The 19,546-nt window shown below is 72.4% G+C and carries 18 protein-coding genes and 1 pseudogene; 12 read left to right on the forward strand and 7 right to left on the reverse strand.

The genetic code is table 11. From position 1 onward, the window contains the following. Position 1: 1 nt before the first annotated feature. A complete protein-coding gene (locus HF577_RS11635) occupies positions 2-889 on the reverse strand; it encodes an SDR family NAD(P)-dependent oxidoreductase (RefSeq protein WP_169395808.1) in 888 nt (295 codons plus the stop codon). 71 nt (positions 890-960) lie between these two features. Here HF577_RS11635 and HF577_RS11640 point away from each other — a divergent pair, with 71 nt between their 5' ends. Continuing rightward, positions 961-1,884, forward strand: coding sequence for a LysR family transcriptional regulator (locus HF577_RS11640; protein ID WP_211174119.1), 924 nt, complete (start codon positions 961-963; stop codon positions 1,882-1,884). An 8-nt stretch (positions 1,885-1,892) separates the two neighbouring features. Here the strand turns inward: HF577_RS11640 and HF577_RS11645 are convergent, their stop codons facing one another. Then, the gene (locus HF577_RS11645; protein ID WP_211174120.1) at positions 1,893-2,738 is read right to left on the reverse strand and encodes an alpha/beta fold hydrolase; all 846 of its coding nucleotides are present in this window, start codon (positions 2,736-2,738) and stop codon (positions 1,893-1,895) included. Positions 2,739-2,814: 76 nt separating this feature from the next. Here HF577_RS11645 and HF577_RS11650 point away from each other — a divergent pair, with 76 nt between their 5' ends. Then, positions 2,815-3,621: an alpha/beta hydrolase gene (locus HF577_RS11650; RefSeq protein ID WP_312859082.1), complete on the forward strand. Its 807-nt coding sequence runs from the start codon at positions 2,815-2,817 to the stop codon at positions 3,619-3,621. Between the two features lie 114 nt (positions 3,622-3,735). On the opposite strand, the gene HF577_RS11655 is transcribed toward HF577_RS11650, so the two are convergent. Continuing rightward, on the reverse strand, positions 3,736-5,010 hold the full coding sequence (locus HF577_RS11655) for an HNH endonuclease signature motif containing protein (RefSeq protein ID WP_169395810.1): 1,275 nt from the start codon (positions 5,008-5,010) through the stop codon (positions 3,736-3,738). Positions 5,011-5,140: 130 nt separating this feature from the next. Between HF577_RS11655 and HF577_RS38200 the strand changes: the two are divergent. After that, positions 5,141-5,272, forward strand: a pseudogene (locus HF577_RS38200) (IS481 family transposase); the annotation flags it as partial. Positions 5,273-5,328: 56 nt separating this feature from the next. Here HF577_RS38200 and HF577_RS11665 read toward each other — a convergent pair. Next, the gene (locus HF577_RS11665; RefSeq protein ID WP_312859083.1) at positions 5,329-6,414 is read right to left on the reverse strand and encodes a threonine aldolase family protein; all 1,086 of its coding nucleotides are present in this window, start codon (positions 6,412-6,414) and stop codon (positions 5,329-5,331) included. Positions 6,415-6,649: 235 nt separating this feature from the next. Here HF577_RS11665 and sbnA point away from each other — a divergent pair, with 235 nt between their 5' ends. Beyond that, on the forward strand, positions 6,650-7,645 hold the full coding sequence (gene sbnA / locus HF577_RS11670; protein WP_169395811.1) for a 2,3-diaminopropionate biosynthesis protein SbnA: 996 nt from the start codon (positions 6,650-6,652) through the stop codon (positions 7,643-7,645). Here the strand turns inward: sbnA and HF577_RS11675 are convergent. Then, positions 7,620-9,035 carry an outer membrane protein assembly factor BamB family protein gene (locus HF577_RS11675; protein ID WP_169395812.1) on the reverse strand — a complete coding sequence of 472 codons (1,416 nt, stop codon included), beginning with the start codon at positions 9,033-9,035 and terminating at the stop codon, positions 7,620-7,622. The two genes, sbnA and HF577_RS11675, sit on opposite strands and share 26 nt — an antisense overlap. Positions 9,036-9,368: 333 nt before the next feature. Here HF577_RS11675 and HF577_RS11680 point away from each other — a divergent pair, with 333 nt between their 5' ends. The 8 genes from HF577_RS11680 to HF577_RS11710 all read left to right on the forward strand — a co-directional run bounded on the left by HF577_RS11680 (position 9,369) and on the right by HF577_RS11710 (position 18,344). Beyond that, complete coding sequence (locus HF577_RS11680; protein ID WP_169395813.1) at positions 9,369-10,307, forward strand: hypothetical protein; 939 nt, start codon at positions 9,369-9,371, stop codon at positions 10,305-10,307. Between the two features lie 148 nt (positions 10,308-10,455). Next, positions 10,456-13,884: an ABC transporter ATP-binding protein gene (locus HF577_RS11685; RefSeq protein ID WP_169395814.1), complete on the forward strand. Its 3,429-nt coding sequence runs from the start codon at positions 10,456-10,458 to the stop codon at positions 13,882-13,884. Between the two features lie 138 nt (positions 13,885-14,022). After that, complete coding sequence (locus HF577_RS11690; protein ID WP_169395815.1) at positions 14,023-14,925, forward strand: GntR family transcriptional regulator; 903 nt, start codon at positions 14,023-14,025, stop codon at positions 14,923-14,925. 63 nt (positions 14,926-14,988) lie between these two features. After that, positions 14,989-15,690 carry a CPBP family intramembrane glutamic endopeptidase gene (locus tag HF577_RS39685; protein ID WP_169395816.1) on the forward strand — a complete coding sequence of 234 codons (702 nt, stop codon included), beginning with the start codon at positions 14,989-14,991 and terminating at the stop codon, positions 15,688-15,690. Next, a complete protein-coding gene (locus HF577_RS11700; protein ID WP_169395817.1) occupies positions 15,687-16,142 on the forward strand; it encodes a hypothetical protein in 456 nt (151 codons plus the stop codon). The genes HF577_RS39685 and HF577_RS11700 overlap by 4 nt, the downstream gene beginning before the upstream one ends. 117 nt (positions 16,143-16,259) lie before the next feature. Further along, positions 16,260-16,499, forward strand: coding sequence for a hypothetical protein (locus HF577_RS37425; protein WP_211174122.1), 240 nt, complete (start codon positions 16,260-16,262; stop codon positions 16,497-16,499). After that, positions 16,484-17,674: an amidase family protein gene (locus tag HF577_RS11705; RefSeq protein ID WP_312859084.1), complete on the forward strand. Its 1,191-nt coding sequence runs from the start codon at positions 16,484-16,486 to the stop codon at positions 17,672-17,674. The genes HF577_RS37425 and HF577_RS11705 overlap by 16 nt, the downstream gene beginning before the upstream one ends. Before the next feature lie 43 nt (positions 17,675-17,717). Further along, the gene (locus tag HF577_RS11710; RefSeq protein ID WP_312859085.1) at positions 17,718-18,344 is read left to right on the forward strand and encodes a TetR/AcrR family transcriptional regulator; all 627 of its coding nucleotides are present in this window, start codon (positions 17,718-17,720) and stop codon (positions 18,342-18,344) included. Positions 18,345-18,357: 13 nt separating this feature from the next. Here the strand turns inward: HF577_RS11710 and HF577_RS11715 are convergent, their stop codons facing one another. Next, positions 18,358-18,645, reverse strand: a complete 288-nt coding sequence (locus HF577_RS11715; protein WP_169395819.1) for a DUF1905 domain-containing protein — start codon at positions 18,643-18,645, stop codon at positions 18,358-18,360. A 13-nt stretch (positions 18,646-18,658) separates the two neighbouring features. After that, complete coding sequence (locus HF577_RS11720) at positions 18,659-19,489, reverse strand: alpha/beta fold hydrolase (protein WP_169395820.1); 831 nt, start codon at positions 19,487-19,489, stop codon at positions 18,659-18,661. Between the last annotated feature and the right edge of the window lie 57 nt (positions 19,490-19,546).

Consider the following 19,546-nt stretch of genomic DNA (forward strand, 5'->3'; position numbering starts at 1 on the left):
GTCAGTGGTTGAGCAACTCGTCCTGCGACCGCGGAGGGGTTCCGCCGTGCCACGGCAGCACCCGGCCGAACCGGACCAGCTCGCCGTAGGTGGCGGGATCGAGTGCGTCGGACAGCACCAGGTCGAGCACGGCCCCGGCCGCCTCCGAGGGGGTCTGGGCCCGGCTGAAGTCGTCGAACCACGGCCGGGAGGTGGGCGTGTCCACGAGCCCCGGACAGACGGCCGCGACGAGCGTGCCGTCGCACAGATCGGCTGCCCGACGCTCCGCTGCAACCGCCCGCACGGCCGCGACCTGGGCCACCTTGGACGGCACGTTGAGCCACCGTGGCCAGCCCTGCGCCTCGGCCGTGCCGGCGTGGACGGCCGCGCGCCAGGACTCGACGACCTGCTCGACCTCGTCCAGGGTGGCGCCGTCGAACAGGGGGTGGAGCCGGGGGTCGAGATGGCCGAGCGTGCCCAGCGAGCTGGCCACCACGATCAGCCGTCCGCCGGGTCGCAGCACCGGGCCGAAGGAGCGCAGGACCGCATGGGTGCCGCCGTTGGCGACGCCGATGGCCTCGTCGGCCTGCTCGGACTGGGGCCGGTCCGGGGTGACCCGGGCGACCGCGTTGGAGATCACGATGTCCACTCCGCCGTAGCGCTCGTCGAGCTCGGCAGCCATCCGGGCCACGGCGTCGGCGTCGCTGACGTCGAGCACCCTGTCTTCGACACGGCTCCTCGTGCCGGCCGCCGCGGCGACGCGCAAGGTGGCGTCCGCGACGCGTCCGGCATTGCGCCCGGTGAGCAGCACCAGGTCGTCCGGGCCCATCCGGGCCCCCAGCCCCTCGACGAGCGCGAAGCCGAGTCCTTGGTTCGCCCCGGTGACCAGTGCGATGCGTGGCGTTGTCACGTCCCCCACGCTAGGCAGGCCCGAGCCATGCGACCAACGAAAGTTGAGCACATCTGGTATGCGTGGACGTCATGGACTTCACGGATGTCTCGCTGGTCGCGCTGCGGGTCTTCCGTGAGGTCGCCGAACGCCGCACGCTCACCGCAGCCGCGGCGGCACTCGGTTACACCCAGTCCGCCGTGTCCCGGCAGATCGCCACGCTCGAACGCGCGGCGGGCAGCCCGTTGCTCGAGCGGCGCCACGACGGGGTGCGGCTGACCCCCGCCGGGCACGTCGTGCTGCGCCGGGCCGCGACCGTGCTCGACGAGATCGACGCCACGGCGCGTGAGCTCGCGGGCCTGCCCACCGAGGTGGGCACGGTCCGGCTGGGCTGGTTCACCAGTGCCGGCGCCCTCCTGGTGCCCCGGGCGCTGGCCGCGCTGCGCCGGACCCACCCCGCCGTCACCGTGCACTCCCGGGAGGGCAGCACACCCGCACTGGTCCGCGCGCTGCGAGCCGGCACCGTCGATCTCGCGGTGGTGGCGTCGCTGCCGCCGTTCCGGCCGCCCGACACCGAGACACCTTCGCTGGAACTGGAGGTGCTCGCCGAACGCAGCCTGCACGTCGCGGTGCCCGCCACCCATCCGCTCGCCGCAGCCGACTCGGTGGACGTCGCCGACCTGCGCGGTCAGCGTTGGATCGCCACCCCGTCCACTGTGGAAGAGGGCCGGCTGGGGGTCTGGCCCGGGCTGGACGAACGACCCGAGATCGCCCACACCGCCCGTGACTGGCTGGCCAAGCTGCATCTCGTCGCCGCCGGATGCGGGCTGACCACGGTGCCCGGCTCACTCGCGGCGACGGTGCCACCCGGAGTACGCGTCCTCACGGTGCGCGGCGGCTCGCAGGAACAGCGGCGCATCCTCCTGGCGCGGCTCCCGCGCCCGCTGTCCGAGCCGGCCGCCCGCCTCGCCGACGCCCTGCGCGCCGCGGCAGCCGTCGCCGGCCCGTCGCACTAGTGCGGTGGTCACAGCGGGTGTCCTGCCAGGAACCCCGACACCAGCGAGGTGAACTCCTCGGTGCGCTCCCACACGAGGCCATGGCTGGAGCCGGGTCCGGTCAGCAGTTCGAAGCGCGCGCCAGGAATGCGGTCGCTCACGGCGCGGCCGGAACGGGCCGGGGTCAGCAGATCCTGCTTCCCGGAGATCACCAGGGTCGGGACCCCGATCGCCCCCAGGCGGTCCAGGGCATCGTGCGCGCCGTCGGCGTCCCACTGCTCGACCATCGCCGACATCTGCGACCCGGTGCTCGGGAACATGGTGTCGAGCTGGGCCGTGACCGGTACGAAACGCCCGGACACGAGCAGTTCCGGGGAGAACACGATGCGCAGGGCGACGAGGCCGGCGGCCCGGTCGCCGGTGCGCCAGGGATGGGACAACCCGGTGAACACGGCGTGCTGGAACTGGTCGGTCCGCCCCCAGGTGCAGGCCAGTACCAGCGACGCGACACGTGCAGGGTGGCTGAGGGCGAACTCCTGGGCGACGGCACTGCCCAAGGACCAGCCGATGAGGTGTGCGCGGTCCACCGACAGGGCGTCGAGCAGCTCGGCGAGGTCGTCGGCGAGAGATCGCACGCCGATCGGCCCGGAGCCGCGCCCGGACTCGCCGATGCCGCGGTGGTTGTAGCTGATCACCTTGAACCGCGGGCACAGTGCGGGTAGCAACGGCGCCCACATCCAGTGGTGCTGCCCGGTGCCGCAGATGAGGACCACCGGCTCGCCCTGACCGATCTCGGCGACCTGCAGGCTCACATCGTTACCGAGCGCGACCATCTTCTCGCCGATCGTGCGGCCGTTCTCCCTCGTGGAATCCACAGTTAGATTATGCATACAATCCAAACTGCAGGGCCGTCTCGCGCCCCGGGGACCGGTGTCGGGCAGACTGCGCCGGGTGGCCACAGCGGTGCGCGTCGTCATCGCGCTGGTGGTCCTCGCCGTCGTGACGGCCACGCTGGCGTGGGCGTTCCAGAGACGGTTGGTCTACCTGCCGTCGGGAGCGCCGGGAACGCCGCCCGAGCAGTTGCTCGACGGCGGATCCACCGTGCGGGTGCACACCGAGGACGGGCTCGAGCTCGCCGCCTGGTACGCGCCCGCGACCGCTCTTGCCACCGGCACCACCGTGCTGGTCCTCCCCGGCAACGCCGGCTCGCGGGCCGTTCGCGTCCCGCTCGCCCGCGCACTGAGCGCCTCGGGGTTCGACGTGCTCCTGCTCGACTACCGGGGCTACGGCGGCAATCCCGGTTCAGCCACGGAGGAGGGCCTCGCGGCCGACGCGCGGGCCGCGCACCGGCACCTCGTCACCGAGCGCGGGGTGGACCCTGTGCGGCTGGTGCTGTTCGGGGAGAGCCTCGGCGCAGCCGTCGCCACCCGGCTCGCGGTCGAGCGTCCTGTCGGCGGGCTGGTGCTGCGCAGCCCGTTCACCTCGCTGGCCGACATGGCGGCGGTCCACTACCCGTTCCTGCCCGCCCGGGCACTGCTGCGCGACCGCTTTCCGGTCCGGGAGACCGTCCGGTCGGTGACCGTGCCGACCATCGTGGTCGCCGGCGGAGCCGACGAGATCGTGCCGACGGCACAGAGCCGCGCCGTCGCCGACGCCGCGGGCGCCCCGTACGTCGAGGTACCGGAAGCGCGGCACAACGACTCCGAACTGGGGCACGGGCCACAGGTCGTCGACGCCGTCCGGCAGGTCAGCGGCTAGGTGTAGTGCCCGTGTGCGTTGTTGACGGCGTGTCGGCCTGAGGACATGTGTCCCCCCATGTCCCCCCAGCGATCACAGAGGCTCTGCCGACCGCGCCCCTCTGTGCGCCCCCCGTTATGCGGCGAGGTGCAGGAGTGGTTGTCGGCGGGGTCTTCGTTGGGGGTCGATCCAGGCGGGTGGGATGAGTTCGGGGAGCCCGTCGCGGATGCGTACTTCCCACTCGGAATGGTGCTGCAGCCGGTGACACGCCCGGCAGAGCATCACGCAGTTGTGCAGGGCCGTGTCGCCACCGTCCTGCCAAGCCTTGATGTGGTGGACCTCGCACCACGACGGCGGGCGCCCGCACCCGGCGCACCCGCGGTCGCGGGCGGCGATGGCGCGGCGCAGACCATCAGGAATCGTGCGGGTGACCCGACCGACGTCGAGCGGCTGACCCTTCCCGTTCAACACCACAGGCACGACCGCGGCATCACACGCCAACATCCGCAGCGACTCCGGTGTGAGGGTGCCGCCGAAGTCCAAACAGGCGGCGCGGGCCCGGTTCTCCAGGTCCTCCAGCCGGACCAACACGGTCAGGTGCGGGCGCCGCCCGCCGCACGCGGGCACCTCACCGTGGTCCAGCACATACCCACACACATCAGCCAGCGCTTCGGCCTGACGTTGCGCGAGGCTGCGCTGCTCATCACCGGTGGCGGGCCGGGCATGGGCGTCGATCACGGTGGCGATGGCGTCGAACATGGCCGCGTCATCGAACCGGCCCTTCAGGGTGCCCCCCGCCCTCCCGCGGTGACGCACCAGGTGCAGCTCGTTGACCGGGGCGGGCGGCCGGTCATCGGGCTCGGGCCCGTCCTCGTCGAGGGCCTCCACGAGCGCGGTACCCCAGGTCTGCAGTTCGGAGGGGGTGTAGACAGCCGCCTTCTCCGCAAGCTGCGCTTCCGCACCGGCCCACACCTCGGGCGTGAGCCGTTCCGCGGCCGGGCTCGCCAACACCCGGGCGATCACCGCGACGTGCCGCAGACCCGTGGCGCCCGCGGCGAACACCGCGGCCGTAGCCGCCAACCGGGCGGGCAGCGCGGTGCCGTCGAGGCTCACCCGCGGGCACACCTGCTCGGCGGCGACCACCCGCTGGCGGGCCTCGAACCGTTCCCAGCCGAGCAGATCCCCCAATGCGGCCGGGGTGGATTTGTAGCCGCGCTCGGCGAACGTGCCGCGCCGCTCCAAACTGGCCACGGTGGCAACGACGACCCGGTCCAACCGCCGGCTCGTGCCCTCGCACAAGGTGAGCACAGACAGCAGCTCGTCATCGGTAGCCGAGTCGGTGGCGGCGGACAGCGCGTCGATCGCCTCGACCAGGAGGCGATGGGCGGTGGTGAGCGGACTGTCCGACACCCCTCCATCATACTCGAACATATGTTCGAATCGATGTTGGTCGTCGCAGGTCAACGGCCGTTCAGCGCTCGTGGCAGTGGCGCGCTGGCACGTGATCCGCCGCTGCGGACGGCAGCGACGGCGGCGACGGCAGGTGCACGGCCGCGCCAGCGACCGGTCCCGCCGGACCCGCACCGGTCACTGGTCGGGTTTCGACTCCGTCCACGCCGCCATCGACGACCACACCCGCCTGGCCTACGCCGAGATCCACCCCGACGAGAAAGCCCACCGCGACCACCCACTCATCAGCCGGGTCAACAACCCGCCTGGGCATTACAGCTAGGGGGTCATCGCGCGGTCGGTCGCCCGGTCGAGCAGCTCGTGAAGCAGGCCGACGACCTCGGCGGGAGTGAACTCCATGGCGTTCTCGCCGACGGACACCTCGAACGCGCAGCGGTTCGGATCAGGTGAGGTCCGGGTCCGGGAGAACAGCTGCGTGCCGTGCTCGGCGAGCATCGCCTCCTGTGCCCGGTCCGCGGCGTCCTTCGACACGGGCAGATGAACGTGGAACAACGGCGTCGGCGGCTGCGCCGGCACCGTGGACGCCTCCGTGCCGGCGTTGACGGCGGCGGCGATCGCGACCGCGTGGTCCCGGAAGGCGGGCATCCGCGGCAGGAGGTCATCGAGCCCGATCAGTGCCGACACGGCCAGCGGCCATGCCTCCGGGATCGCGCCCCCCAGCCGGTGCCGCCACACCGCGGCCTCGTCGACGATGCTCCGGTCGGCGGCCAGCACCGCGCCCCGCACACCCTGCAAGCCCTTGTAGAGCGACACGTAGACGGAGTCGAACAGGGCGGCGATCTCCGCGAACGAGCGCTCGTAGTACGGCTGCGCCTCCCACAGCCGCGCGCCGTCCAGATGCACCGCCGCCCCGCGCTCGCGGGCCAGTTCGACCTGCGCGACGAGATCGTCCCAGGCCGGGAGCTGCCCGCCGATCTCCCGTTGCGGCAGCTCGAACACCACCGCAGCCAGTGGCTCCGCGACGGCCGCCAGATCCTCGACCGTCAGCAGCCTGTTCGGGTCACCGATCGGGTGGTACCGCAGTCCGTGCACGGCGCTGAATCCCTGCTGCTCCCAGAGGGTCAGGTGGTTCGTCGGATGCGCGGCGAAGGTGACGCGACCGCGGCGCCCGGCATGCACCCGCAACGCCACCTGCTGGGCCATCGCACCGGTCGGGAAGAACAGGGCCGCCGGTGTCCCGAGCAGGTCGGCGATCCGCTGCTGCAGCACCTCGACCGGCCCATCGGGACCGCTCGGCGGGGTGTCGGGAGGCAGGTGGTCGATCATCCGCTGCAGGACGAGAGCCGGCATCCGACGCAGCTGCGCGTGCGAGGACAGGGAACGGCGAACCTCGGGACCGGCCACAGCGGCACCCTACGGTCGGCGCGACTCCCCGCCCCGACCGGTCGGCGTCGCGCGAAAGGTAGGGAATTCCCTACTGCCGGGCTCGGGAACCACCGGGAGAACCTCCCGTTTCTCCGGGTGCCGACTCCACGTTATCGGGGGTTTTCCCACTGGTCCCGGCAGGCATTCCGAACGAATCATGTTCCTCGTCAACAGAACGGTCGAAGCCCTGTTACCGCAGACGAGGAGACCCATCGTGCCAGTCATATCTGCTCCCCAGGGCTTCAACGAGGACGACCTCTACGTCGACCTCGAGTCGGTTGTCGGGCGCTCGCTCTTCCTCAAGTGCGAGGGCTTCAACTTCGCCGGTTCGATCAAGCTGAAAGCCGCGGCCGAGATGGTGGAGGCCGCCGAGCGGGACGGGGTCCTCCGGCCCGGATCGGTGCTGGTCGAGTCCTCGTCCGGGAACCTGGGCGTGGCGCTGAGCATGATCGCGGCGAACAAGGGCTACCGGTTCATCTGCGTGACCGACTCCCGCTGCAACCTCTCGACCAGGCGGCTCATGGAGGCCTTGGGCAGCCAGGTGCACATCATCACCGAGCCGGATCCCGACAGCGGCTATCTCGGTGCACGGATCAGCCACATCCACGCATTGCTGGCCTCCGACGACCGGTACGTCTGGCTCAACCAGTACAGCAACGAGGCCAACTGGAAGGCGCACCACCGCACGACGGCGCCGGCCATTGCCCGCCAGTTCCCGAACCTGGATGTGCTGTTCGTGGGGGCCGGCACCACCGGCACCCTGATGGGCTGCGCGCGCTATTTCCGCGACCGGCGCCGGCCGGTGCGGATCGTCGCGGTGGACAGCGTCGGCTCGGTGTCCTTCGGCACGCCGCAAGGCCGCCGGATGATCCCCGGGCTGGGGATGAACATCCGTCCACCGTTGCTCGACGAGTCCTACGTCGACGAGGTGGTGCACGTCGAGGAGGCCGACACCATCCGCGCCTGCCACCGGCTGGCCCGTCGCGGGTTCCTCTTCGGTGGCTCCACGGGCACCGTGGTCAGCGGTGCGACGAACTGGCTGGCCGAGCACGACGACGACGACCTCACCGCGGTGGCGATCGCCCCGGACCTCGGTGAGCGCTACCTCGACACCGTCTACCAGTCCAACTGGGTGCACGACCTCTACGGCGAGGACGTGCTCGCCGCCCGCGAACGGGCCGCCGTCAGCGGCGGATCGCCACTGCGGTGATGCCGGCCAGGGTGGGGACGAACAGCGCCCCGCCGCTCACGGCCGGCGTGGCGAAACGGGTGGCGGCACCGACCGGGAGGGTCGCCCGTACCTGGCCCGTCGCGGCATCGAGGGCGTCGAGGGTGCCGTCCTGCTGCACCGACCAGACGGTCGTACCCACGACCACCGGCGACCCGGTGACCGCGGCGCCTGCCTGCCAGCCACGAGCCATCCGGTCGTCGGTCCCGACCCGCACCTGCAGCAGCCCTTCCATGCACGGCAGGAAGACCACCGCGCCGCCACCCGGCCCGGGCGTGGTGGCGGCACCACCGTAGGAGTGGCACGGCTCGAGCCGGTCGCGCTCGCCGCCCACACCCCCGAGCGCGTCGACGTCGGCCAGATAGACCCCACCGCCCTTGCCTGCGGCGAGCACCCGGTGCGCACCGGGCAGCACCACCGGGCCGGTGGAGCCGAGATCGGCGTCGACGGAGTTCTCCTGCGCCCAGCCGGACGGGGCGAAGCCGTCGAGCAGCCGCAGCTGCGGCGACAACCGCAGGATCGAGTCGCTGTGGTCCCACACCCCGCCGACGGCCTCGCCGTTGCCCGTGGTCACCAGCACGTCGCCACCGGGCAGGGCGGCCGGCCCCGACGCGGCCCAGATGCCCCCTTCCCGCGTGGTGGGGACGGCGAAGTCGACCTCGGGTCCGTCTCCCGCGACGGGAACGCCGACCACGCGGCCGAGGTACTGGCCGCAGTCGCCCGAGTTGCCCCCGTAGGGGATGTAGACCATCCCGTCGGCGAGCAGCAGAGCCCCGCGCTGCAGGTGCGTCGCCGGCTCGCTGCCCGGAGCGTCGACCCTGCGCTGCGTGCGGACCTGCCCGCTCCTGGCGTCGACGGCGAACAGGATGTGCTCGACACCGGGCCGCGCGGCGACCGCGAACACCTGACCGCTACCGGGGTCGTACACCGGGGTGCCGGTGATCCCCAGCGGGTCGATGTTGCCGCAGGGCAGGTCCGAGCCCGGCACGGGATCGGCCAGGTGCGTACGCCACCGCACCGCTCCGGTCGCCGCGTCCAGCCCGTACAGCGACCCGCCCTCGGTCGCCGCCACCAGCAACCCGCCCACGACGATCGGGCTGGCGTAGACGGCCCCGTCCAGGTCGGCTCTCCACGCCACCGCGGGCGCGGCCGGGTCGGGACCGTCCGGCACGTAGCCGGCCCGGGTGGCGTCCCCGTGGTAGGTCGTCCAGTCCGCGCCGAGCGGCAAGGGGGCTGCGGCAACGGCAGCAGGCTGCCCGCCCGGCGAGGCGCATGCCGCCATCGCGACGAGGCCGACGAGCACGGCCGCGAGGGCGCGAACCGGTCGTTGCGCGTGGACGCCGTCGCGGACCCACGACCTCCAGCACGGCACCGGGCGATCGTCTCATCGGGCCGGGGCTCCCGCAGGCCGATGTCGCTCAACGAGCCGAACGGGGAGAATGAGCGGATCGCGCCCTCTGTACCAGCAGCATCAGCGCTGCACTGCATCCCCTCCGCGCGGTGCCGATGTGGCAGTGGCCCGGCGACACACCCCACCCCTAGCCCTACGGCACTTGCTCACGGGAGCCGAGATCAGGCAGGTCCCGACCCCCCTGCATCGGGTCAGGGCCCATGGTCGAGGGCAGTATGGTGAGCGAAACGAGGGGGGCAATCACACGTGCGAGGCTCGGCCGGTTCTCTGCTCGCGGCGGCGTTCACACTCCTGATGAGGGTTCCGGCCGCGCAAGCGCCGGCCCGGACACCGTCGAAACCGGTCCGCCTGCGGCGGCGGAACCTCGCGGCGGCGGCCGTGCTCAGCACGGTGGCCGTGGCCACGATGTCCGCCCCCGCGTATGCGGCCACCCCGGCAGCCGACACGGTCTCGGTCACCGGCGCCGTGGGTTCCCCGGCCACCTACACCGCAGCTGCGCTCGCCGACCTCGGCGAGCAGAAGTTCGCGATCGTGGACCCGGGCGACGGACCGCTGACGGTCTCCGGGGTGTCCCTGCAGGACGTGATCGAGAAGTCTGCCCCGACCCTGCCGGCCGGCCACAACTCCAACCTGCGCGTCACGCTGACCGTCACCGGTCACGACAAGCAGGCCGTCACCTTCGCCCTGGCCGAGCTCGATCCGAAGCTCGGGGCGAACCCTGCGGTGCTCACCACCGACGGCCCGGACATCGGGCTGGTGGTGCCCGGCGACCTGAACCGGTCCCGCAGCATCTCCGACGTCGAGGCGGTCCGGGTCGCCGTGTCCGACGCCGGGGTCGCGAAGGTCGAACCCGGCTCGGTGCAGGTGGTGACCGCGGACGGGCGTGTGACGCTGACCGGGGACGAGCTGAACCGGCTTCCCGCGAAGAAGGTGTCGGTGACGTTCGTGGGCCCCCGCGGCCCGGAGACCCACACCGAGTCGGGCCCGTCGCTGACCGACGCGCTGCGTGCCGCAGGAGTCAACGCCCGGTCGAAGACGGCGGTGGTGGCTGTCGGATCGGACAACTACGCGGCTGCCGTCACCCCGGCGGAGGCCACCCTCACCGGCAAGCAGCTGATCCTCTCGACCGTGGAGGACGGGGCGGCGCTGAAGCAGCCCAGGCTGGTCGTCGACGGCGACATCGGCGGCGGCCGCTACGTGTCCGACGTGGTCACGATCGAGATCGGCGGCTGAGCCTCCGCCGCGCACCCGGCCCCGGCCGAGGGCCGCGGCGCCGCCGGAAAACCCGAGGCGGGTAGCAGCACCCCGACGCTAGCGTGCGGGCCGACGAACATCATCGGTCCCGGTCGCCGGGCCGTGCCGGGGGCGGGGGCGGGGGAACGTGCGCGCAGCAGGGCTGACCTGGCGACGGCTGGCCGAGCCCGCCTCCACCGCCGCCGTGGTCGTGGCCTGTGTCGCCGCCGCGGCCGAGACGCTCGCCGCCGTCGTCGCCGGACAGCTCGCCGACCAGCCCACCACCTGGCTGGTCGGGCTGCTCGCCTGCCTGCTGCTCGGGGCCACCCTGCTGGACACGGCCGGGCGCACCGCCTTCTCCGGAGTCGTCGGCCGCGCCGAGGGCCGACTGCGCGCCGACCTGCTGGACGCCGCGCTCCACCAACCGCTGCCGGCGCTCGAGGAGCTGGCGGTCGGGGAGGTGCTGGACCGGGTCGACGACGACGCCAGGGAAGTCGGCGTGCTGCTGCGCCGCACCGGCTGGAACATGGGCCGGGCCCTGCTGCGCTCGGTGCTGGCCTGGGTGGTCGCCGGGCTGACGTGGTGGCCGGCTTGGATCGGGTTCCCGCTGGTGGCGCTGCTCTCCGTGGCGCTGGTGCGCCCGCTCACCCGGCTCACGGCCGAGCGGAAGCTCGCCGAGGAGGCCGCGTGGTCCGACCACTCCGCCCAGCTGGAGGAGGCAGTCGCCGGACGTGACGACGTGCGCTCCTCGCTGGGGCAGCCCCACGTCGTGCGCCAGTACGCGCGCCTCGCGCGACACGTGCTGGACCGCGTGGCCGCCACCTGCTCCGCCGCCACCCAGGTCGGCCTGCGCACCGGTCTCGTCGTCCACGGTGCCCTCGCCGCCCTCGCCGTGAGCGGCGCCGCGCTCGTGGGCGGGGGCGAGCTGGAGGTGTCCGCGCTGGTCACCCTGTGGCTGCTGGTCACGACGTTCGCCGGGCAGCTCAGCCAGGTCACCCAGCACCTGCCGGAGGTGCAGGCCGGGCTCGGCGCCCTGCAACGGATCGGTGGCCTGCTGACCGCCCCACAGGAGCCGAGCGGCGGCGCGCCCGTGCCGGCCGGGCCGGCCGCCGTCGAGTTCCGCGACCTCACCGTGGGCTACCCCGCCGGCTTCTCCGTGCGGTCGGTGGATCTCACGGTGGCCGCCGGAACCACGTGTGCGCTGGTCGGACGCACCGGCGCCGGCAAGTCGACACTGGCCAAGGTGCTGTCGCGGGCTCTGGAGCCACCGGTGGGCACCGTGTTCGTCGCCGGCCAGGACGTCACGGCGACGGCGATGGAGGACCTCCGCCGGGCGGTGGGCGTGGTCACGCAGCGCACGGAGATCCTCGCCGCGACCCTCGAGGAGAACATCACCCTGTTCCTCGACGTGCCGCACGCCGCCGTCGAGGGCGCCGTCGAGGCGCTTGGGCTGACCGAGTGGGTGAGCTCCCTGCCCGAGGGCCTGGCGACCCGGCTGGGCAGCGGCGGCAGCACGCTGTCCGCCGGAGAGGAGCAACTGGTCGCCTTCGCCCGGCTGCTGGTCCGCAACGTCGCGGTCGTGATCCTCGACGAGGCCACCGCACGGATGGACCCGCAGACCGAGCGTCTCGTGACCCGGGCCACCGACCGGCTGCTCGCCGGCCGCACCGGCATCGTCATCGCCCACCGGCTCTCCACCACCCGGCGGTGCGACACCGTGGCCGTGCTCGACCGGGGACGTGTCGTCCAGCACGGGCCGCGCGCCCGGCTGGCCACCGAACCCGGCCCGTTCCGTGACCTGCTGGCCGCCGCCGGTGAGACCGGGCAGCCCGCTGAGGCCGGGGTCCTGCTCAGCCGCGGCGAGCGCCGGGCGCCCCGGCCGGCACCCGCCCCCGCCCGTCCTCGCCTCGCGCGCACGGTGCTGCGGATGCTGCGCGCCTACCCGCAGTGGGGCGTGGTAGGCGCGCTCGCGTTCCTCGCCGCGTCGCTGCTGGGGGCGTACGGCGCCGTGACCGGGTGGCTGTGGGGCCTGCTGGTCACCGCACTGGAGCAGGGCGCCGCCGCCTGGACGGCAGCCACCGCTCTCGCGGTGGCGCTCCTGGTCGCCCCGCTGGCCATCGCGCTGGCCTTCCGCGTCTACCCGCTGTGGTGGTCGGCGGTGACCCTGCGGATGCGGCTCGCCGCGCTGCGCGGGCAGACGATGCAGCGCCGCCTGGTGCGCACGCCGCCGGGCGAGGTCGTCGCCAGGGCCCTCGACTCGGACCGGCTGGTGATCTACGCCGACCGGTGGGTCGACGTGATCAACGGGATGGGTGTCGTGCTGGTCACCGCGGTCGTCGCCCGCAGCCTGCTGGCCGGAGCGGTGGTCGGCGGCATCCTGGTCGTGTCGGCGGTGGCCGCCACCGCGGGTGCTCCGCTCGCGGGAGCGGTCGGCCGCGAGGCCGGGGACGCCAGGGCCCGCTTCGGCGCGTCGCTGGTCTCGGCCCTCGACGCCGCCCGCACGGTGAAACTGGCCGCCGCGACGTCCGCGGTGCAGTCCCATCTGGTCCAGGTCGATGCGCAGCGGGTGGCCGCGGTGGTTCGTGAGCACCGGGTGCGCACGCTGCTCGACGGCGTGCCGGGACTGCTGGTCCAGCTCGGTGTGGTGGTCACCTGGTGGGCCCACCTGGCCGGCGTGTGGGACCTCGCCACCGCGCTTCTGGTGAGCACCGCGGTGGCCGGCTCGGGCTGGTTCGGCACGGTGTTCGGCGCCGCCGTCACCGAGACGCCCGTGGCCCGACGCTGGCTGCAGGCGATGTCGGACCTGTCCGGCGCCGGCGACCTGATCTCCCTGCCCCCGGGGGTGGACCTGGTCACCGGCACGGCGCCCGCGCCACCCGCCGTCGGCCGCGTGCCGTTGAAACGGCTCAGCCTGCACGGCGTGACCGCGGTCCACGACGACGGCACGGTCGGGACGGACGGCGTCACCCTCGACGTGGACGCCGGCTCCCTCGTCCTGCTGACAGGACGGGTCGGCTCGGGGAAGTCCAGCCTCCTCGCCAGCCTCGCCGGGCTCGTCGACCACGAGGGCAGCATCCGCTGGAACGACCGCGAGATCGACGACCCGCAGCTGTTCCTCCGTCCGGGCCAGGTCGCCTACGTCGGCCAGGTACCGCGGGTGCTGTCCGGGTCCTTCGTCGACAACATCGCCCTCGACCACGACCGCGGGTTCTCCGACGCCGTCGCGGACGCCCGGCTGCAGACCGACGTGGAGGAGGCGGGCGGCCACGGCGCGCTGGTCGGCCACCGCGGGGTGCGCCTGTCCGGCGGCCAGGTCCAGCGGCTCGCACTGGCCAGGGCGCTGGCCACCGGGGCGGAACTGCTGGTGGCCGACGACGTCTCCTCCGCACTGGACGCGCGCACCGAGGTGGAGCTGTGGGACGCGCTGCGCAGGCGTGGCGTGACCGTCGTGGGCTGCAGCTCCAAGAGGTCCGCACTGGCCCGCGCCGACTGCGTCGTCGTGCTCGAAGAGGGACGGGTGGCCGCCACCGGACCGTGGGACCAGCTCGCCGACCGCTGGGGGCACCTGGCGGGCTGAGCGACTCGCAGCAGCCCGCTCGACGCGCCTCCGATGAGTCCAAGGGCGAGCTGAGCTGGGTACTGCCCAGCTTCCGCCCGGACCTGAGCACAACCGGCACGATCCCGAGGTGAACGTCCTAGGACATAGGGTTGGCTGATGAGCGAGCTGACCGTCGACGCGACGTCGGCAACTCCGGTCTACCGTCAGATCGTCGAGCAGATCCGGTACCTGGTCGAGGACGGTGGCCTGCGGCCGGGCGATCGCCTTCCGCCGGTCCGCCAGCTCGCGGACAACCTGGGCGTCAACCGCAACACGGTCGCGAAGGCGTACGCGATGCTCCGCGAGCTCCAGCTGATCGAGACCAGGGGCGCGTCGGGGACGACGATCGCCGAAGAACCGCCCCGGAAACGTTCCGATCTCCGCGAGGCGGTGCTGGCGGCGGTCCGCGGCGGGATGACGCCGGAAGAGGTACGCGACGCTGCCTACGCCATCGCCCGGCAGGCCGGGTCCGACGTGCGGGTGGTCTTCGCCGAGTGCAACGAGGAACGTGCCTCTGCCTTCGCCGAGGAGTTGTCCGACCGGCTGCACGCCGAGGTACGCCCGAGCCTGCTCACCGAACTCGACACCAGCACCGCGGACGCCGAGCTGGTGGTCACCACGTTCTTCCACCTCGCCGAGGTCCGGCGCTGGGCGCACGTCTCCGGCCGGGAGATCGAGACCGTCGCGGTCGTCGTGGCGCCGCACATCCTGACCCTGATGAAGGTGGCGGGGTTGCCCGAGGGCGCCCGGGCCGGCGTCCGCTATTCGACCCCGCACCAGGCCGAACAGGTCAGGGACTGGCTGGCGGCGGCCGGCCGCGCCGAGGTGGTCGTCGTCCCGTCTGCGGCCACTGAGCCTCGTCCCGACCTGGCGATGCTGGTCGTCCCGAGTGAGGAACCGGACCTCGCCGCGGTCGCCGGCCCGGACACCGAGGTGGTGGAGTTCGGCAACGTGCTCGACGAGGGCTCGATCCAGATGGTCGGTGCCGTGCTGGACGAGATCCGCAGTCGCCTGGTTTGAGCTAGGACAAGATGGGCTAGTGGGTGTTTGGCATAGGCAAAGTACGTACCGGGGGTGTCTGTCGTGTCCGTCAACACTCGGATCGAGACGAAGCGACCGGGTTGGCCCGAGATCCTGGTCGGTCTGGCCGTCCTGGCGCTGGTCGGCTACGGCCTGCCGATCACTCTCAATCGGACGGGCGTCACTGACGGGATCAGCCCGGTGACGGCCGGCCTCATCCTGGCCGCCCTCTCAGGTGTGGCAGGCCTCGCCGCATTCGCGGTCGCCGCACGCATCCGCTCCCTGAGCTGGAGCGATTTCGGCGTACGCCCGTCGACCGGCCGCTGGCTCCTGATCGGGGTCGCCGGCGGCTTGGTGGCCACGACCCTCGCCCGTGTCGCCGGCCTGGTCGTCTACTACCTCACGAGCCCGTCGGAGAACATTCAGCAGCCGTATCTCGACGCGGCCGGCGGCGGTGTTCTCACTCTGGTCCTGTCGTTCCTGTTCCTGGCCGTCCTCACGCCGATCGGTGAGGAGTTCCTGTTCCGCGGCGTCGTCACCACGGCGCTGCTGCGTTACGGCGCGGTCGTCGGTGTCGTCGGCAGCTCGCTGATCTTCGCCCTGATGCACGGCCTGAACGCCGTTTTCGTGACCGCGCTGATCGTCGGCCTGGTCGCCGCCGAGCTCCGCCGCCGCAGCGGTTCGGTCTGGCCCGGGGTACTGGCTCACGTCACCAACAACCTGATCGGGCAGGCGCTGGCGCTGATCCTGGCGGCCGCGGCATGACCGAGCTGAAGGCCACCCGCAAGGCCTTCTGGGGAAACGACTACGAGATCACCATCGACGGTCGCTCGCTGACCCGGTGGGACGCCAGGACGTGGCGCACCGGCGGCACGTTCGAGCTGGACGGCCGCGGCTTCGAGGTGAGGACGAACTTCTCGGCCTCCCGCTACGAGCTCACCGACCACACCGTCGGCGCCGAGGTCGCGGTCGCGGCCCGGGCCGGCCGTAAGCATTGGAAGATCGAGGCTGAGAGCCGCACGTACGAGTTCGAACGTGCCTCCTTCTGGCGCCTGGAGGAGCGTCTCATGATCGACGGCCGGCCGGCGGGCTCGATCCGCCGTGCCCATCTGCAGGCCGACGACACCGTGGCCACCCTGCCCGACCTGCCTCGGCACGTTCAGGTGTTCGCCCTGCTGGTCGTCCTGAGCGGCTGGGACCTCGCCGCCAACGCCTGAGGCGTGGGGTGCACGAGGAACCAGCCGATCACCCAGCTCGCCGACCGCTGGGGACACCTGGCGGGCTGACACTTATATACATACTCGTATCTGGATGCGTGTCTGTATCTTCACTGCGTGAGCGAACCCCTGTGGACATGGAGTGCAACGCGGATCGCCCGGTCAGTCCTCTCGGGTGAGGTGTCCGCGCGTGAGGTCGTCGACGCCCACCTGGCCCGCATCGACGAGGTGAACACGGTGGTGAACGCCGTGACCAACCTGCTCGCGGACGACGCCAGGACGCCGCAGGCCGCATCGACCGCGCTCGCCGGGCAGGAGAGCCTCTCGGCCCGCTGGCCGGGGTGCCGTTCACCGTGAAGGAGAACATCGACATCGCCGGGCACCCGACGACACACGGCATTCCGTACTTCCGCCACCTCGTCGCCGCTCGGGACGCCCCGCCGGTGGGACGGCTGCGCGCTGCCGGCGCCGTGGTGGTCGGGCACACCAACATGCCCGACCTGACCATCGGCGGCAACAACACGGTCAGCCAACTGTTCGGGGAGACCCGCAACCCGTGGGGCGCCATCCGGACCCCTGGCGGCAGCAGCGGCGGGGACGCGGCCGCCGCTGCCTCCGGGATGGCGGCCATCGGCCTGGGCAACGACGCGGGCGGCTCGGTCCGGCTGCCCGCGATGTTCTGCGGGGTGGCTGCACTCAAGCCGACCTACGGCCGCATTCCGATGGAGCACCGGATCGGCGACACGGACCCGACGCTGGCCTCACAGCTGTTCCCGACCGACGGTCCGATCGCTCGGACGGTCGCGGACCTGCAGGCAGCCTTCCAGGTCCTTGCGGGCACCGATCCGCGCGACCCGCGCGCCGTCGCCGTCCCGCTCGTCGGGCCGCCGTGTGCGGAGCCGATCCGGGTTGCGGTGTCGGTCGATCCTGGCGGGCTGGGGGTGCACCCACAGATCCGCACGGAGATCGAACGGGCAGCGGCCGCGCTCGCCGATGCCGGATACGTCGTCGAGGAGGCCGAGCCACCACGGATCGACGACGCGACCCAGGCGTACAGCACGTTGATCACCACGGAGTTCGGGCTCAGCTGGCCGCGGATCCGGCCGCTGCTCACGGCCGCGTCCGCGGCGCACATGGAGCTGTCGATGCGGCGCAGGCCCCCGGCGGACCTCGCCGCGTACCTGCAGGCCACGGCCACTCGACACGGCGTGATGCGCGACTGGGCCGGCTTCGCCCAGCGCTACCCGCTCGTGCTCGGGCCCGTCTACACCGAGCGGCCGTTCGACGCTGCTCTCGACGACGACGAAGCCGGGGAGAGCATCATCCGCGCCATGCGGCTGTGTACCGCCACGACGTTCCTCGGGGTGCCGGCAGTCGCCGTTCCGACAGGCGTGGTCGACGGTCAGCCACTGGGCGTTCAGGTGATCGGACCGTGGCATCGAGAGGACATGTGCCTCCAGGCCGCTGCCGTACTGGAGTCCCGGTTCGGGTCGTTCACTCCCGTGCAGCCCGCCCTCGATGGCGTGGCGTAGCCGTGCCGCCCGGCGTCGGTTGACGCCTGTAGGTTCAGCGACCGTGGCGAGGAAGCGCCTGACCCGTGAGGAGAGCCGGGCGCAGACCCGCGAGCGGCTGCTGGAGGCTGCGCGCGAGCTCTTCACCGAGCGCGGTGTGAACGGCAGCTCCGTGGAGCAGATCGCCGAGCGTGCCGGTTACACACGCGGTGCCTTCTACGGCAACTTCGCCGACAAGCAGGAGCTCGTGGCCGAGCTGCTCGAACAACGCACTCGTAGCGAGGTTGCCGAGGTCAGCGACCTGCAGCGGCGGGCGGAGTCGTTCGGCGACATGCTGGAGTTGCTGCGGCACTGGAACCGCGAACGCGACCAGAACCTGCCGGACTGGATGGCGCTGCGTCTCGAACTCGTGCTGCATGCGCTGCGCAACCCGGAGGCGCTGCCCATGCTGGCCCAGCGCGAGAAACTGGCGCGCTCCTCGATCCAGACGGCGATCGAGCAACGGATCGGCGAGCACGGCGCGCTTCCCGCCGATCCAGCACTGCTTGCCTTGATCGTGCACGCACTCGAGGACGGGCTGCTCATCCAGCGCCTTCTGTTCCCTGACGAGATCGCCGGCGACGTCGTGGTCGACGCCGTCGATGTGCTGCTCCGATCATGGCGACCGGTCGCCTCCGATCCACCCGACTGACCACGTCGGCGGTTCAGCTCAGCCGCTGCTCCAGGTGGAAGGCCACCTCGACCCCGGCCTCGTGCTTGCCGATCAGCTTGCACAGGACCGCCTTGATGGGGAGCCAGTGCGGCCCGCTGCCCGACGGCATGAGGGTGGCGGTGAACGGGTGGCCGTCGATCGTCCCGGCGACCTTGACGGGCCGCCTCGTCCCGAGGAGCTCGGCGGAGTCCGGCACGGTCACGTAGGTGGCGAAGGCGCCGTCCTTCTCGATCGGCGCGGTGAAGGCGTGGTCAAGCGGTTGGGTGGTGGTCTGCGTCATCGTCGGCTCCGGATCAGTTGTCGTGCAGGACCGCGCGCAGCCGGGTGGCGAACCGCTCGGGATCGTCGACGAAACCGGTGTGGTCGCCGGGGAAACGGGTCGGTGCGATGCCGAGGGCGGCGGCGAGCGCGGTGGACGTGCGGTCACAGATCTGGCCACCGGACTCCTCGCCGATGCCGACCACGATGCGGACCGGGCTGTCCCGCAGGGCGGCGAGGTCGGGCTGCCAGCGGGTGGTGGGGCGCATCTCGTGGGCGAACCAGTGGTGTTCGTCCGCGACCGACTGCGGGTCGCGTTCCCCGCCGAACATCTGCTCGATCGCGCCATCGGGCAGGTCGATCCGGGCCTGGGCGAAGAAGGTCGTCCACGCCCCGGTGACGTCGCCCGCGAGGTAGGTAGTGATCATGTCCTCGGTCTGGGCGCGGAGCTGCTCCCGGTCGTCGAGCAGCTCGGTGAGCGGGGGCTCGTGGGCCACGACGGTGTGCACCAGCCCGGGGTGGGCCTGGACGAGGGCCAGCGCGCTGACCGCGCCGCCGCTGGAGCCGAGGACCGCGGCCGGGCCTGCGTCGAGGTGGGTGAGCAGCCGCGCGAGGTCGTCGGCGCGCATCTCCGGGGTGGAGTCCCGGTCGCGGTCGGCCACCTGGCTGCGGTGGACGCCGCGGGGGTCGGTGGTGAGCACGGTGTGGTCGGCAGCGAGCAGGTCGGCCAGCGGCGCGAAGGCCGGCGCGTCCATCGGGGCGCCGACGAGCACGACCGCAGGGCCGTGGCCCCGCACCTCGTAGTACAGCCGCGCGCGGGGGACTTCCAGGGTCGCGACGGTGGCGGGAACGGTCGGGGCGTTCATGGGGCCTCCTGGCACGGGCGTGGTGCTCGGTCAGGGATGGGGACGCCCGCCGTCGGG

The organism is Pseudonocardia xinjiangensis (assembly GCF_012911925.1).
Taxonomy (GTDB): domain Bacteria; phylum Actinomycetota; class Actinomycetes; order Mycobacteriales; family Pseudonocardiaceae; genus Pseudonocardia; species Pseudonocardia xinjiangensis.

Bases quoted from the DNA above. Each gene is read 5' to 3' on its own strand.
- HF577_RS11640 (WP_211174119.1), top strand. From the start codon at position 961: ATGGACTTCACGGATGTCTCGCTGGTCGCGCTGCGGGTCTTCCGTGAG.
- HF577_RS11680 (WP_169395813.1), top strand. From the start codon at position 9,369: ATGAGGGTTCCGGCCGCGCAAGCGCCGGCCCGGACACCGTCGAAACCG.
- HF577_RS11715 (WP_169395819.1), bottom strand. From the start codon at position 18,645: ATGACGCAGACCACCACCCAACCGCTTGACCACGCCTTCACCGCGCCG.
- HF577_RS11720 (WP_169395820.1), bottom strand. From the start codon at position 19,489: ATGAACGCCCCGACCGTTCCCGCCACCGTCGCGACCCTGGAAGTCCCC.
- HF577_RS11700 (WP_169395817.1), top strand. From the start codon at position 15,687: ATGACCGAGCTGAAGGCCACCCGCAAGGCCTTCTGGGGAAACGACTAC.
- HF577_RS11690 (WP_169395815.1), top strand. From the start codon at position 14,023: ATGAGCGAGCTGACCGTCGACGCGACGTCGGCAACTCCGGTCTACCGT.